Below are 12,704 nucleotides of genomic sequence, written 5' to 3'. Positions count from 1 at the left end.
CGGCGCCACAAGCAAATCGGGGGGCTTGCCAGAACCGACCCCCTGTACCATGCATGGTTGGCGCGCTCAATAGCGGGCCGCTCCCCGATCGCTCTGCCCCTCCGGCGATAGTCGCCGATGCGTAACCGGACTCCGTTTCGTTCGCTTTGGATGCCTGACCGCATTGCCTTCAGGAATTTTCCAAACTCCGCACTCTGGTCCATCACTTCCGTTGTGCATCCCCGCGTCCGCTCTTGCTAAGGCGAAGGGAGGACTGCCAGTCCTAGGAAAAGCAGGGAGCGGCAAACCTGCTGACATGGCCTCCCAACATCCGTAACGTCGCTTGTAGACCCCGCGCGGCAGCAGTCTCTTGCCGGAATTCCCGTGCCGGCTGACGCCAGCTGAGCGACCCCAGCGAAGGGATTCCGAATCGAGCTGGATCCTCCCCGCTCGCAGGGAAATGGTTCACCGGGAGTAGCTCGTGCCCGGGACCTTACCGGGTAATGCGGCGGACTGGCGCGGTGCACGTACATGACAAGAAGAGGGCGATGAATGATTCGACGATGATGGTGGCTTGCGCCGTCATCAACGCAATGGAACACGAGGGCCGCAGTGCCTTGCCGGACGCGCCAATCGTGGCGGCACCAAGCCCGGGACGCCGAGCCAGAAGACTGGCTGCCCAGCAGCGCTGGCTGGCCAGTGTCACATACCGAGCCGCGGAGAAAGTCGGCCTGACCCGCCGACTGCACGTGAGCGCCAGCCACGTATGGATGATCGTCCAGCTACGAAAGTAGAGAGAATCCTGGTCGTTCGGGACCGTGAGTGACGGGTTTACTTCGTATACGCGCGTCAGACCAGTCCACTGCCCACCCGGGTGGCCAACCGCTGTCCCGGATAGTCCACCCGCCAGGGTAGTAGCCAGCCACACCGCACCTGGAGCGAACATGGGATTAGTCCTCGTTGAGATCTAGCTCATATAGCTGATTGCCGAGGCCAACAATCCGAGAAAAAAGGAGAACAAGACCGATGAGAACGGCCCCTGACCTAACCGTGGCAATCACCGCGACAGACCGTGCCAGCCTGGACCGCCAGCTCGACGAAGCCGTGGACGCTGCCATCACAAGGGCAATCCGCGAAGGACGCCAGGGAATTCTCGTCACGAGACACGCCCACGATTCCTTCACCGTCGCGCTCAGCGACGATGTGCCCTTCGGGCAGACGCTCGAGCATCAGGATTGATGAATTAACCACCAACGGATCCGGCCGCATGGCCTAAAGAAAGAAGAGAGACCATGACCCAATTCCCCCTCGCGGAAAAGACCCTTACGGTTTCAGTCACGGGCCACGACCCAGTGGAAATCCAACTTGATGGTACCGAGTCGTTTACCTTGCGCGTGGAGATGCAAGGCCCTCCCATCACCCGGCCAGGCTCCTACACCGACATGGAACCGCCTTTCTCCCGTCACTAGCCAACGTCCCGCGGCCGCGACAGCGTGACGCCCAACCATCGGCATTGAGTGAAACCCTTTGTCCACACAAACTGAGGAAAATTTCCATGTCCGTCCTGAAGATCTTCAAGGGGCCAGAGGCCTCAATTGATGACCAAATAGAAAGCTATGCCATCGAAAGGCGCCTGGGAGACGTCGACGCCGGCTGGCTGGTCCAGAGCCCACGTGGCGCCGGGCACTGAATAGGTTTGATGGCGGCGTCGGGCGCTTCCTTCCATTGGGGGTACCGTCCAGACCGAAAGCGGATATTTCGTCAAAGTAGGTCGTCGAAAGTCCAGTATGGCATTGGAAAATCCCGTGAAAAGCGGGGATAAGTGCTGCGTGCAGCGGCCTAGGTTACAGTCCCGAGCACGGCCCAGCCGTAACCGGGAAGGTTGACCTCATTGCGGGCCGACGGCCTTGTTCCCGGGCCGGCCAGCAGGGTGCGGGCCGATGACGGAACCAGGAGTTGAGCGGCCGTGCCGGACAGGTTGAGGGCGACCGTGATGGCGGCGCCATTGCTGCTCGCTTCGTACACAAGGTGTTCGTTGCTGAGCGTCACCACCTTCGTGCGCGCATTGTGCAGCCACGGGTGCCTGCGGCGCAGACCAATCAGTTCCTGGTGGAGGTGGTAGACCGGCCGCCCGACCTGTGCCAGCTCGGAGGGTTCGGCAGGGAAGGCGGGGCGGACAGCGTCGTCTCCCCCGGCCCGGTCTTCCTTAAGGCCACGGAAGGCCTGCTCGTCGCCGTAGTAGATGGAGGGCGTTCCGCCCACGGTCAGGAGCACCGCCAGCGCGAGCGGGAGCTGATCTGCGTTGGTCAGCTTGCTCGCAAGGCGGGTGACGTCGTGGTTGCCCACGAAGGTCAAGGGCGCAAACGTCTCGAGGAAGCCGTTGTGCCGTTCCAGGGCTGCAGCGAGTTCATAGAAGTTGGCGTCGTTGAGGGAGCTCCAGATGGCCTTCCACAATTCATACTGTGTGACCGAGTCCAACGTTCCGGCGCCCGCTTCCCGGGGATAGTCACCGTGGATGTACTCCCCCACGAAGTATGCCTGCGGGTATTCGCGGCGCACGTCGGCCAGCACTGCCTTCCAAAAGGCCGGGGGCACGGCATAGGCGGCGTCCAGCCGCCAGCCGTCCGCGCCGCGCCCCAACCAGTGCTTCATGACCTCGGCAACGAATCCGGCCACTTCCGGTTCGTCATGGTTCAGTGCGACGAGGTGATGGTGGCCCTCGAAATCCTCGTAGCCAGGCACAGTCCCGGGCGTCCATCCGGTCTGCGGCCAGGTCAGCCGGAACCACGGCGCCGTGGGAGCGGCCGGGCCTTCAGCCAGCACACCCTGGAACGGGCCGAAGCCGCGACCGGCGTGGTTGAACACGCCGTCAAGGAGAACCTTCAGACCGCGGGCATGGGCCTGCCTGATCAGTTCGTCAAAGTCCCTGTCATCGCCGAGCCGGGGATCGATACGGAAATAATCTGTGGTGTCATACCCGTGCGATTCTGAGGTAAACACAGGACCAAGAGCCAGGCCCGATGCCCCAAGTTCCAGAGCGTAGTCGAGCCAGGCGTGCAATTGAGGGAGACGGTGCACCGTTGGCTGTCCGGCCAGCATAGTCGGTTCCGCGCCCGTGAAGCCGAGAGGATAGACATGCCACCAGATGGCGTGCTGGACCCATGCGGGCTCTGTCATGGTGATTCACCTTTCGTCTCTGCCCCAACCTACCGGGGACCACGGAGCAGCAACCCGGGAAGCGCCGAGGAACGATGGAGCCCGCTCGGTCGCGGGGCAGCTGAGGGCGGGTCCAATCCGCCGAATACATAAGAAACGGTACTTGTTACGGCGTGCTCATACGTTCCCGGAGTGCCACCAGCAGCGTGTCAATGTCGGTTTCGGTGTGGGCGAAGGAGGGCACGAAGCGGGCAATGCGGGTTCCAGCGGTCGTCGTAGAAGTCGAACCCGGCCGGTGGAGTGCGGTAGCGTCCGGCGGCCGTGTCGATGTCAGAGTCTTCGTCCTAGGCGGGGAGTGCCGATCCTGCCGCAGCGGCTTTTCCTAGTCGGTGGTCCGCCGTGGGAGGGAGACGACGGCTAGGTAAAGCTCGGCGGTCTGGCGCGGATCCGAAAGGCTTCTCAGGGTGAGCGTCTCAAGCCGGCGTAGCCGATTGCGCACCGTATTGGGATGCAGGAACATCTGCCGTGCCGTCTCTGACACGGAGCCGCCCGTACCGAACCAGGTCCGAACGGTGCCGAGCAGCACCTCGCGGTCGGTCTCGGGCAGTTCCAGGACCCGGAACAGCACGATGGCGGAGAGTTCAGAAGCCACGTCGGGCGCACCGGCGGCCATCGTATCGATCGCAGAATCCGAGAAGAAGGTCACTTGGCCGTGCCCGGACGCCGCGAGCGACGTCCGGGCCAGACGGACGGCCTGCGGCGTGTGCCCGAAGTCCGTGGTCACCGGGCTGATCCCCGCGCGGACCTGATAGTGCTGTAGCGAGGTCCGCACGGAGTGGATCTGCGCTTGATAACAGGAGACGATTCCGAGTTCGACATCGGCGCGCAGCAGCCAGGCTGACTCCATATTGTCTCCCCGGAGCCGCCGGTCGATGCGGGGGGTCGGAACCTGGCCGCTTCCTTGCGCCTCAACCGCGACGACGACATAGGGCCGGTCGCGGGGGAGCCCCAGCCTGTCGACCGCCTGCCAGAGAGTGGCGTTCGGCTGGTCGTGTCCGCTCAGCACGGTGTCGATGAGGGCGAAGCGTTCGCGCTCGCCGTTGATGAGCCGGAGGTCTTCCTCTTCGCGATACCCGGCGCCCATGAGGCCGACGAATTCGTCGCTCATCGACCACACCTGTCCGGCGACGGTCACGAGCTCTGCATCGGATGCGGCCCCGGACGATCGCGCGTGGTCGACGATCTCCCCCCAGATGAACTCGGAGCCCACCCTTATCGCATCGAGGACGTCCGGGAGCGGGAAGTTCGCTCGGGCACGCGATGCGCCGATCATCCGGACGGTCTTGTCGCGTTCTGGATCGGGCAGACCGAGGGATGAGATGAAGCCGACATGAGCGGTGCAGGAGTCCTGAAGCTCCTGGTCGGTGACGGCCGACGGCTGGCGGTAGCTGGGTACGCGTCGCCTGATGGTTTGGGCCAGTCGAGTGGGAAGGTCGTCGGCCGTGTCGAGAAGCGTTGCGGTAAGTCTCGGAAGGAGGTCGGGGGGCTTGGATGTGGTCATGGGGTCGTCCATCCGGAACGAAGTTAGTGAGTGGCGTGTAACGAAACTGTGCACGACTACCCCCCTGTCGTCTACCCTTTCGGACTTTTGGTCGGCCTCGCCCCCGGCGTCCGCCTGGTCCAGATGGTGTACTGCAATTCCCGCAGTGCATAAGTCGCGGAGACGACCGCATCTTCCGCTGCGATCCCGGTATTGCCCCGGATATACAACACCAGCCCCGCGGGGCAGGCGCCTCGGGTGCATTCAAAGCCCGACAGCTCATCGCGGGCTTGGTCGGCGCGTTCCGCAAGCTGAACCCGAAGGGCGTGCGGCACAACGGTGATGTTCATCGTCGAAGTCGGCGCCGCGCTGACCACCGTCCTGGCGATCGTGCAGCCGTTCCTCGGCGAGCAGAAATCAGGAGGCCCCGCGACGGCTCTCGCCTTCAGGTGAGGCGTGCGGACGGCGGCATCGACGCCGCGAGGATCACGATCGCCGGACTGTCAAGCCGGGGAAGAATTTTGATCCGGACATCATCGCGGAGCTCTTCTGGACTGCCCACACCGACTCGAAGGGGGCCTGGCAGGCGGAGTATCGGTGCACGGGGCGTGTAGCGGGACTAACGGTGCCTTCGTCGCCACTCCCGCGGTGACGTACCGTACCAGCGGCGGAATGACCGCGAAAAATGGGCTTGATCCGCGTAACCGGTACGGTATGCGATATCGGCGATCGAAAGGTTATGGGCCGAATCCGTGAGGAGGCCGGCGGCATGATGGGCGCGTTGTTCGCGGATCCACGCCCCGAGTGACAGGCTCTCGCGGGCCAAGATCACATAAAGGTATCTGACGGAGATATCGTGCGCGTGGGCGATGCCGGCGGCGGAGAGTCCGGGGTCGAGGAGGTGTAGTCGCACGTAGTCCATGATTCGACGGAAGAGGGTGTCGGCGAGTGGCTCCCTCGCTCGTTCGGCACTACCTGCCGCTGCCAATATCACGCTGCGCACCATGTCGACAATCGGTGGGGAAAACAAAGCCATCGCGGCGTCCCCTCTGATCGACTGGTGCACTGCCCGCATCAGAAAACCCGACACCGTCGAAGACAACGACTCATCGATCGGCAGGCGAGAGGCCACAAGTGAGTCGACGAGCTCGTCCGGCAAGCCCAAGGTCCGGTAGGGGATGACGATCGAGTATCGGTGGCTGGATCCCCATTGGCGAGCTTCGAGATCGAACCGGGTCGAGGTGAGCACCATATGTGCCGGCGGAAGAGAGACCTGATGTCCGTTCTGGTGAACAGCGCTTCTGCCCGCGTCCGTCGTATTGAAGAGCAGCACTTCCAGGTCGCCCTCGCCAGGCTTCCCTTGTCGATGAAGCGAACTGTCTACACCGTTTATGAGTACTTCTGCGACTGTGAGTTCCCCTATACGGCTGGCACCGAAATGGCCGCCGAGGCCGCGATCATGACCGACTCGGAACTCGGCGGAAGCATCTCCGTCTCGAAACGAGGACCTCAGCGCCTCGGCGCGCTGACGCTGCGGCACATCGAAGAGCGAATGCAACACCATTGCTGGGGCTACTTCCTACAACCATGCGCGTTGCTTGAACAGGATGTACGCCCAAACCTCGATGAGGACGATGACGAGGGCGATTACCACCCACCCATAAGGCCAGTTCGTGCCGGGAAGGTTCGTGAAGTTCATTCCGTAGAGGCCGGAGATAACTGCCGGAATCGCAAGCATCGCCGCGATCGCGGAGATCTTTCGGGAGTCGACGCCTTGGGCGCTCGCAATCGCGTTCTCGTGAGTGGAGATTACGCCGTCGAGAGCGACCTCCTGGTCGGCGCAAAGCTGATTGACTCCCGTCAGGTCGTCGATGAGATCCTGAACGAACGGTTCGAGATCACGATTCCCGGCCGTAAGTTCATCGAGCCGATCTTTGTTGTTGGAGAACGCGATCGCGAGAGTAGAGACGGCCCGCGTCACTTTGCCGATCCGCTTGCGCAGCTCGTAGATACGTTTCGGCTCATCCTGGACGGCCTCGTCAAACACCTGGTCCTCGAGTTCTTCCAACTCGGATTCGTTCAGGCTCGTCGCAACGATGTATCCATCGATGATGCTCGAAACGATCGCGTGAACTCCGCTCATCACGCCGCCCGCCAGGCCCGTTGGCGCATTTTCGAGAACGGATGAGAGGTCGACCGGTTGCTGCTCCGCCGATCCCCGTTGAACTGTGACGAGGAGACCGGGGCGAGCGAAAATGAAGGTCTCGATGATAACCGATTCGTCCGAGGATATCGCGGATCGGACTTCCCACATCACGATGAAAAGGTGTTGTTCGAACCACTGCACTTTGGGCTGCAGCCGACTGGCTGTTGCATCCTCGACGGCCAGCGGATGCAGACCGAGTTCCTTGCCCAGCTCCATCATTTCCGCGGCGTCGAGACCCGAAACGTCCACCCAGACAAAGCCACCGTTCGTGCTCGCGACGACGACCCCCTGACCGGGCAGACTCTCAGCGCTGGTCCGCCCACCGTTTGCGTCGAATCCACGAATCACTCGTTGCATGCTGAACGGCTCCGATCAGGGGGTTTGAGGGGTGACAGAACCAATATTGGCTGGCGTCGGCCGGGCGGGCAATGGAACCGTTAACACGATCAGGTGCCCGAAAATGTGCTCCGGAACAACCGATACTCCTACGTCGAACGCCCAGGTGCTCAGACCTATGACTTCGATCAGACCGTCGCCGCGGAGGCGTACACGAATTGGAGATTTGTCATTCACGTTCGTTCAAGACTCCGGCCACGTCCGTTCCTAGCGTGGTTAACGCATCGAGCATTCGACGCCTCTCAACACCGAAGTCAGGAGAAGGACAAATGACCACATACAACCCCAACGAACTCGTCAGGCTGAGCGACACGTACGAGGTGACGCTCGACCCCGACGCGGACATCCGCGGACGCAAGGTCGTAGACAGTACCGGAGAGGACCTCGGAAAAGTCAACGATCTCCTGGTCGACCTGACGACGAACAAAGTTCGTGCACTGGTGGTCGGCCACGGCCACCTCTTCACCAAGACCACGTCGGCAATCCCAGTTGACGCCGTCGCGCGGATCACGGCCGACGAGGTCGTGATCGACCGAGACAAGGACAAGATCGGTGCCGCGCCGGCATACGACCCGACGCTGGTCTATGACGAGGCCTACTACGTCGACGTCTACGGCTACTACGGCTACTCGCCTTACTGGTACGACGAGTACGTCTACCCGGCATACCCCTACTACGTGTGACTCGACCGGCCCGGCCAGAGACCTGCGAAGTTCTCTGGTCGGCCGGCCCCTTTCGGGGCATGCAGTCTAACCGCGACGCGCGGGACTGCCGTACGGCACGCCCAGTGCACAAATTGGCGAATTTCGTGCAGGAATACGCAAGACCCCCGCCCCGCCGGTCCGTAGCGTGTCGGACAGCATGCTCTGAGTTTAGGGAGGCGTCAGGACTCGACCCGGCCGCGTCAAGAATTCGTTAGGACGGACGATTCCGACGGATCCTCGCCTTCCGGGATCTACTCAGAGCTCGCGGCCATGCGCCAAATTGGCGACGTCGATCTGTCCAACGCAAGGGGCTTTGCACTGGATGAATACGTCGGCATCCCATCCAGGCACACCGCCAGTTACGCTGCGGTTGTGCAGCGGGACATTGCCGACGAAGGATTTGGAGAGCGCTTCGAATCGAGAATCGGCAACACCGCCGTTAGCCGAGGATCCTCCTATCTGCGATTCCACAAATGGTTCTCGAAACTGAACGGGCGCTCAAGAGCCCTAAATCGGGTTACGAGAGGGATAGTGGAAACCCAGAAAGCTAGTCGGGAGGTGTATCTCCTTCTGTCGCCGGGCGCTGATACGGTCTGCCCATGGATGAACTAGTGCAGGCCCAGCTCGCATTGAACGTGGAGGATCTTTCCGATCGTCCCGGGTTCGATGAACAGTTCCTGGGTGTCGGGGTTGGCATTCCGGCCCTCGAGGGCGTCGAATTGGTCCTGCTCCCCCAACACCCACTTTTCTGTGCTCATGCGGCTGGACAAGCGTCTGGCCGCGGTCACTGCGCTCGGAATGGACGGCACCAAGTTGATCGATCTGGGCCGGTCCGGGATCCAGTGGAGATTGGATCCGCGGCTGCGCGCGGACCAGCAGAGGGGTGAGATGGTCTACGCCGGCAACGACATCGACCGCGGCCACCTCGTCCGCAGGGCATCAGCAGTATGGGGCGACACCCTCGAGGAAGCCGCTCGGGCCAACGCAGACACGTTCCACTACACGAATGCAGCCCCGCAGGCGGCCAAGTTTAACCAGGGTATGGACCTCTGGCTCGGCCTGGAGTCCTACCTGCAGGACAACGCAGCCGACAACAGCCGGCGTCTCGTCGTTTTCACGGGCCCGATCTTCGGTGACACCGACCCCGTCTACCGCGGCGTGCAGATTCCGCTGAAGTTCTTCAAAGCTGCCGCCTTCATGCACCACGGCTCCCTCGCCGCCACCGGATACGTCGTGGACCAGACGCCACAGCTGGCGGACCTCCCGGACGTACCCCGGCCTGGAGCACTGGACGAGGCTCCCCCATTGGGTCCGTTCCGAACATTCCAGGTACTCATCAGAGACATCGCGGTACTGACCGGGCTAGACCTGGAACAACTGACCGCCGTGGACCGGATGCCCATCGCGTCAACCCTGCCCACCGCCGGGGTCGCCTCAACCTGGCGGCGACTCAGAACACCGCGGGACCTCGATCTCGACTTCGATCCAAACGACTAGGAAGTCGCGGCGCGAACTGCACGGAGGGAGCCTACGGCCAGCGGAGCGCACGCAGGTACCATGTACGCACGATTCGCTGCCGAACGAGGGATGACCAGCCCCAACTGGCCGCCTGCCTCAAAGCCCTGCGCCATGACGACATGGGACAAAATCTTGGGTCGCTAGGTACTCAAACAGTGGTCCGGGCTAGCTCAATCGTCACTGCCGTGGCCACCGCCGCCTCCGCCGCGGAGACCTCCCTTGTCATCACCTGGCTGGGTGGCGATGGTTCCGCCGCTGCCGGGATCAGGCTGGACCGTGACGGGGGCTGCCTGGTTGCTCGTCGGCGCAGGAGCTGGGGACGGCTTCTTGGATGGTACAGCTTTCCTGTTGACCCCATTCTTGCCGCTGCCCGCTGCGCTCGGCGCCTTTGGTGCTGCTTTGGGGCTGGCCACGGTGTTGGTCGGGACGTGGGCTGGGGCGCCGGTTGTTGTGACCGAAGGGTCCGGCAGCAGGACGTTGCCGGCGTTGCCGAGGGTTGATGTGTGTGAGCCGTTGAGGGTGTAGATATTCACGGCGAGGGCGGCGGAGCCGATAAAGAGGATCCCGGCAATTGAAAGTGCGAGGGCTGCCCAACTTTTCATGGCTCAACTGTAGGACGGCCAGAGAAAAGAATGAAGCCAGGGAGATCCAAGGTTTGTCCACGACTCGTGCCCGCCTCTAGGTGTCCACGCAGTGGGTCGGAACCAAAGACGGTCCTCCTCTACGCCAGGTGCAGGAGGACCACCTTGGGGTTGCAGGATTGCTGGACAGTCAGCCAGGCCAGGGTTCAGTCGTCGCTGCCGCGGCCACCATGGCCACCGCTGTCATCCCCCGGTTCCGGCGCCTGCCTCAGGCCGCCCTTGTCATCGCCTGGTTCGGGCGTCGTGCGCAGCCCGCCCTTGTCATCGCCCGCCTGAGCCGCCCGGGGCGCCTGTGCCTGCCTCAGGCCGCCCTTGTCATCGCCTGGTTCGGGCGTCGTGCGCAGCCCGCCCCTGTCATCGCCCGCCTGAGCCGCCCGGGGCGCCTGTGCCTGCCTCAGGCCGCCCTTGTCATCGCCTGGTTCGGGCGTCGTGCGCAGCCCGCCCCTGTCATCGCCCGCCTGAGCCGCCCGGGGCGCCTGTGCCAAGGCTGCGCTTTTGCGGACCGGTCCAGCCAGACGAGCCCGCCGGTGGACGACCGCACCCCAACGGTCACCGCCGTATCAGGCAGGCCCGGGGGCGTCCAGATCGCGAGTCGCGGTCTCCAGGCTCTCGGCCAGGTCAGCCAGTGCCCCGATCAACTCTTCCACCCCGGTCCGGGACAAACCGACCACCGTCGCCTCGGCCAGATCCTTCCAAGCAGCTAACACCCCGCCGAGCAGCGCCTCGCCCTCGGCAGTCAGCTCCACCACCGTCGCACGCCGGTCCTCGGTGGATGGGCGCCGGCTGACTAGTCCCAGCGCTTCAAGCTTCCGTACGGCGGAGGTTATGGTCGGGGCTTCGCAGCTGGCGGCTGCGGCGAGTTGCGCCTGCGTGCGGGGCCCTAGATTCGCCAGTTCCATGATCAAAATCTCCTGGCCGACGGAGAGGCCAATGCGGTTCAGCTCGGCAGCGGCCAGGGTCCGGTGCCGCATGCCAATCGTACGGATAGCCCGATTGAGGGCAAAGGCCTGCTCGTTGTCCATCGAACCTCTTGTCACCGATTAGTTAGGCGCCTAACCTTAATCCATATCGTTAGACGCCTAACTATATCAAGGCGGACTGAAGAGGAGTCGGTTATGGGCATCGTCTCGGAGCGTGCAGGCAAGAACAGTGCGGTCAGCCTGCAGCCGATCCCGTCATTTGGATGGGTAGTGCTGTCGGCCCTGGCGGCTCTCTTCATCTGGGTCATTGCCGTGCCTGTGCTGGGCATTGCGTTGGTTGTCGAATTTCCCGGCACTCCGCCGCAGACCGTGTCGCCGGTTTCGGTCGCGGCGGCGCCGCTGGTCGCTGGCCTGTTCGCCTGGGCATTGCTGGGGGTGTCCAGGCATTTCCTGAGGTCAGGAGTTTCCGTGTGGAGAGTCTTGGCCGCCGCGGTGCTCGTGCTCTCGCTGTACGGACCCATTGTTGGCGGGACCACGGTGGCCGTGACAACAACTCTGTCCCTGATGCACCTGGCCGTGGCTGGAGTCCTGATCGTCGGCCTGCCCAGAGCCGGACAACGGACGGCCGCCAGGAAGCGGAGGATCGGGGCGGGAACATGAGGGAACAAGCAGTCGCGGACTGGGGACTGCCTGCACCAGGCCGGACAAGCAGCAACAACTCATCAGCTACGCCCAGGTCACCAACCCCGGACGCCTACACATTTAGGAACAAGCGATGAACACCACCGACGAGATCGCGGTCGTCGGAGCCACCGGTCAGCAGGGCTCGGCAACTGTCGACGCGCTGCTAGATCGCCAGAAGTCGGTCCGGGCGCTGACCCGCACTGTGGACAGCGGCCCGGCACGCGCATTGGCTGAGCGGGGGGTGGCCGTGGTCGCTGCCGACCTGGATGCCCCCGAGTCCCTCCGCAGCGCTCTTGAAGGTGCCGGCGCGGGGTTCGCGATGACCAGCATCACCGGACCCCGTGGCACCGAAAGCGAGATCTCGCACGGCCAGGCGATCCGTGAAGCGGCACGGGGAGCACAGCTGCCGTTCCTGGTTTACAGCTCCGTCGGCGGAGCCGACCGCAATACCGGTATCCCTCACTTCGAGAGCAAGAGGCGCATCGAGGAAATCCTCATGGACTCGGTCCCGGTGAACTTCCTCCGGCCGACGTTCTTCATGGAGAACCTGCTCGGCATGATCGCCCGCGACGGTGACCAACTGCTCGTCCGAATGCCCATGCCCGGCGACGTGCCGCTGCAGATGATCTCGGTGCGAGACATCGGCAAAGCGGCCGCCACCCTTCTTGCGCAACGGAACCCCGACACGGCGCCGGTCGAGATCGCCGGTGACGAGGTCACCGGCGATCAGATCGCAGAACTGGTCTCACATCGAATCGGTGCTCCCGCCACGTTCGTCCAGGTACCCCTGGACGTCTTCGGCCCAAACGAGGACGTCAAGAGGATGTTTCGCTGGTTCGCAACGCCGCCGTCTTATCGCGCCGACTTCGGTCGCACCCGCGAGCTCGTGCCCGATGCCGAAGATCTGCAGCGGTGGCTCGCGCGCCAATCGGACCTCGGCTGAGCAACTACTGGCGGCCG

The 12,704-nt window shown here is 63.2% G+C and carries 15 protein-coding genes; 7 read left to right on the top strand and 8 right to left on the bottom strand.

Annotation, left to right across the window (positions count from 1 at the left end; genetic code table 11):
- The first annotated feature begins 527 nt into the window (after nt 1–527).
- The 3 genes from ACFRJ8_RS15165 to ACFRJ8_RS15155 all read left to right on the top strand — a co-directional run bounded on the left by ACFRJ8_RS15165 (nt 528) and on the right by ACFRJ8_RS15155 (nt 1,669).
- Nucleotides 528–773, top strand: a complete 246-nt coding sequence (locus ACFRJ8_RS15165) for a hypothetical protein (protein WP_377986978.1) — start codon at nt 528–530, stop codon at nt 771–773.
- A 232-nt stretch (nt 774–1,005) separates the two neighbouring features.
- On the top strand, nt 1,006–1,218 hold the full coding sequence (locus ACFRJ8_RS15160) for a hypothetical protein (RefSeq protein WP_377986977.1): 213 nt from the start codon (nt 1,006–1,008) through the stop codon (nt 1,216–1,218).
- 316 nt (nt 1,219–1,534) lie between these two features.
- Nucleotides 1,535–1,669: a hypothetical protein gene (locus tag ACFRJ8_RS15155; protein ID WP_377986976.1), complete on the top strand. Its 135-nt coding sequence runs from the start codon at nt 1,535–1,537 to the stop codon at nt 1,667–1,669.
- A gap of 149 nt (nt 1,670–1,818) precedes the next feature.
- Here the strand turns inward: ACFRJ8_RS15155 and ACFRJ8_RS15150 are convergent, their stop codons facing one another.
- From ACFRJ8_RS15150 to ACFRJ8_RS15130, 5 genes are all read right to left on the bottom strand, one after another.
- On the bottom strand, nt 1,819–3,156 hold the full coding sequence (locus ACFRJ8_RS15150; RefSeq protein ID WP_377986975.1) for an alpha-amylase family glycosyl hydrolase: 1,338 nt from the start codon (nt 3,154–3,156) through the stop codon (nt 1,819–1,821).
- Nucleotides 3,157–3,517: 361 nt separating this feature from the next.
- Nucleotides 3,518–4,696 carry a PucR family transcriptional regulator gene (locus ACFRJ8_RS15145; protein ID WP_377986974.1) on the bottom strand — a complete coding sequence of 393 codons (1,179 nt, stop codon included), beginning with the start codon at nt 4,694–4,696 and terminating at the stop codon, nt 3,518–3,520.
- Nucleotides 4,697–4,767: 71 nt separating this feature from the next.
- Nucleotides 4,768–5,025: a hypothetical protein gene (locus tag ACFRJ8_RS15140; RefSeq protein ID WP_377986973.1), complete on the bottom strand. Its 258-nt coding sequence runs from the start codon at nt 5,023–5,025 to the stop codon at nt 4,768–4,770.
- Between the two features lie 269 nt (nt 5,026–5,294).
- A complete protein-coding gene (locus ACFRJ8_RS15135; RefSeq protein ID WP_377986972.1) occupies nt 5,295–6,239 on the bottom strand; it encodes a helix-turn-helix domain-containing protein in 945 nt (314 codons plus the stop codon).
- Between the two features lie 15 nt (nt 6,240–6,254).
- Nucleotides 6,255–7,229, bottom strand: a complete 975-nt coding sequence (locus ACFRJ8_RS15130) for a CorA family divalent cation transporter (RefSeq protein WP_377986971.1) — start codon at nt 7,227–7,229, stop codon at nt 6,255–6,257.
- A 317-nt stretch (nt 7,230–7,546) separates the two neighbouring features.
- Here ACFRJ8_RS15130 and ACFRJ8_RS15125 point away from each other — a divergent pair, with 317 nt between their 5' ends.
- Nucleotides 7,547–7,960: a PRC-barrel domain-containing protein gene (locus ACFRJ8_RS15125; protein ID WP_377986970.1), complete on the top strand. Its 414-nt coding sequence runs from the start codon at nt 7,547–7,549 to the stop codon at nt 7,958–7,960.
- Between the two features lie 629 nt (nt 7,961–8,589).
- Here ACFRJ8_RS15125 and ACFRJ8_RS15120 read toward each other — a convergent pair.
- Nucleotides 8,590–8,739, bottom strand: coding sequence for a hypothetical protein (locus ACFRJ8_RS15120; protein WP_377986969.1), 150 nt, complete (start codon nt 8,737–8,739; stop codon nt 8,590–8,592).
- Between ACFRJ8_RS15120 and ACFRJ8_RS15115 the strand changes: the two genes are divergently transcribed.
- Nucleotides 8,738–9,478, top strand: coding sequence for a DNA/RNA non-specific endonuclease (locus tag ACFRJ8_RS15115; RefSeq protein ID WP_377987116.1), 741 nt, complete (start codon nt 8,738–8,740; stop codon nt 9,476–9,478). The genes ACFRJ8_RS15120 and ACFRJ8_RS15115 overlap by 2 nt on opposite strands.
- Nucleotides 9,479–9,669: 191 nt before the next feature.
- Here ACFRJ8_RS15115 and ACFRJ8_RS15110 read toward each other — a convergent pair whose 3' ends face one another.
- Both ACFRJ8_RS15110 and ACFRJ8_RS15105 read right to left on the bottom strand, forming a co-directional pair.
- Nucleotides 9,670–10,101, bottom strand: coding sequence for a hypothetical protein (locus ACFRJ8_RS15110; RefSeq protein ID WP_377986968.1), 432 nt, complete (start codon nt 10,099–10,101; stop codon nt 9,670–9,672).
- Nucleotides 10,102–10,700: 599 nt separating this feature from the next.
- Nucleotides 10,701–11,162, bottom strand: a complete 462-nt coding sequence (locus ACFRJ8_RS15105) for a MarR family winged helix-turn-helix transcriptional regulator (protein WP_377986967.1) — start codon at nt 11,160–11,162, stop codon at nt 10,701–10,703.
- A 93-nt stretch (nt 11,163–11,255) separates the two neighbouring features.
- Between ACFRJ8_RS15105 and ACFRJ8_RS15100 the strand changes: the two genes are divergently transcribed.
- Nucleotides 11,256–11,720: a DUF6069 family protein gene (locus tag ACFRJ8_RS15100; RefSeq protein ID WP_377986966.1), complete on the top strand. Its 465-nt coding sequence runs from the start codon at nt 11,256–11,258 to the stop codon at nt 11,718–11,720.
- Nucleotides 11,721–11,835: 115 nt separating this feature from the next.
- Entirely contained in the window at nt 11,836–12,687 is an 852-nt protein-coding gene (locus ACFRJ8_RS15095; protein ID WP_377986965.1) for an NmrA/HSCARG family protein, read from the top strand.
- Nucleotides 12,688–12,704 lie beyond the last annotated feature (17 nt).

Source organism: Arthrobacter sp. NPDC056886, assembly GCF_042788715.1.
Lineage (GTDB): Bacteria > Actinomycetota > Actinomycetes > Actinomycetales > Micrococcaceae > Arthrobacter.
Note: the sequence above shows the minus strand (reverse complement) of the source record. Positions and strands in the feature narration are given on the sequence as shown.

Bases quoted from the DNA above. Each gene is read 5' to 3' on its own strand.
- ACFRJ8_RS15165 (WP_377986978.1), top strand. From the start codon at position 528: ATGAATGATTCGACGATGATGGTGGCTTGCGCCGTCATCAACGCAATG.
- ACFRJ8_RS15160 (WP_377986977.1), top strand. From the start codon at position 1,006: ATGAGAACGGCCCCTGACCTAACCGTGGCAATCACCGCGACAGACCGT.
- ACFRJ8_RS15155 (WP_377986976.1), top strand. From the start codon at position 1,535: ATGTCCGTCCTGAAGATCTTCAAGGGGCCAGAGGCCTCAATTGATGAC.
- ACFRJ8_RS15150 (WP_377986975.1), bottom strand. From the start codon at position 3,156: ATGACAGAGCCCGCATGGGTCCAGCACGCCATCTGGTGGCATGTCTAT.
- ACFRJ8_RS15145 (WP_377986974.1), bottom strand. From the start codon at position 4,696: ATGACCACATCCAAGCCCCCCGACCTCCTTCCGAGACTTACCGCAACG.
- ACFRJ8_RS15140 (WP_377986973.1), bottom strand. From the start codon at position 5,025: ATGAACATCACCGTTGTGCCGCACGCCCTTCGGGTTCAGCTTGCGGAA.
- ACFRJ8_RS15135 (WP_377986972.1), bottom strand. From the start codon at position 6,239: ATGGTGTTGCATTCGCTCTTCGATGTGCCGCAGCGTCAGCGCGCCGAG.
- ACFRJ8_RS15125 (WP_377986970.1), top strand. From the start codon at position 7,547: ATGACCACATACAACCCCAACGAACTCGTCAGGCTGAGCGACACGTAC.
- ACFRJ8_RS15115 (WP_377987116.1), top strand. From the start codon at position 8,738: ATGCGGCTGGACAAGCGTCTGGCCGCGGTCACTGCGCTCGGAATGGAC.
- ACFRJ8_RS15120 (WP_377986969.1), bottom strand. From the start codon at position 8,739: ATGAGCACAGAAAAGTGGGTGTTGGGGGAGCAGGACCAATTCGACGCC.
- ACFRJ8_RS15110 (WP_377986968.1), bottom strand. From the start codon at position 10,101: ATGAAAAGTTGGGCAGCCCTCGCACTTTCAATTGCCGGGATCCTCTTT.
- ACFRJ8_RS15105 (WP_377986967.1), bottom strand. From the start codon at position 11,162: ATGGACAACGAGCAGGCCTTTGCCCTCAATCGGGCTATCCGTACGATT.
- ACFRJ8_RS15100 (WP_377986966.1), top strand. From the start codon at position 11,256: ATGGGCATCGTCTCGGAGCGTGCAGGCAAGAACAGTGCGGTCAGCCTG.
- ACFRJ8_RS15095 (WP_377986965.1), top strand. From the start codon at position 11,836: ATGAACACCACCGACGAGATCGCGGTCGTCGGAGCCACCGGTCAGCAG.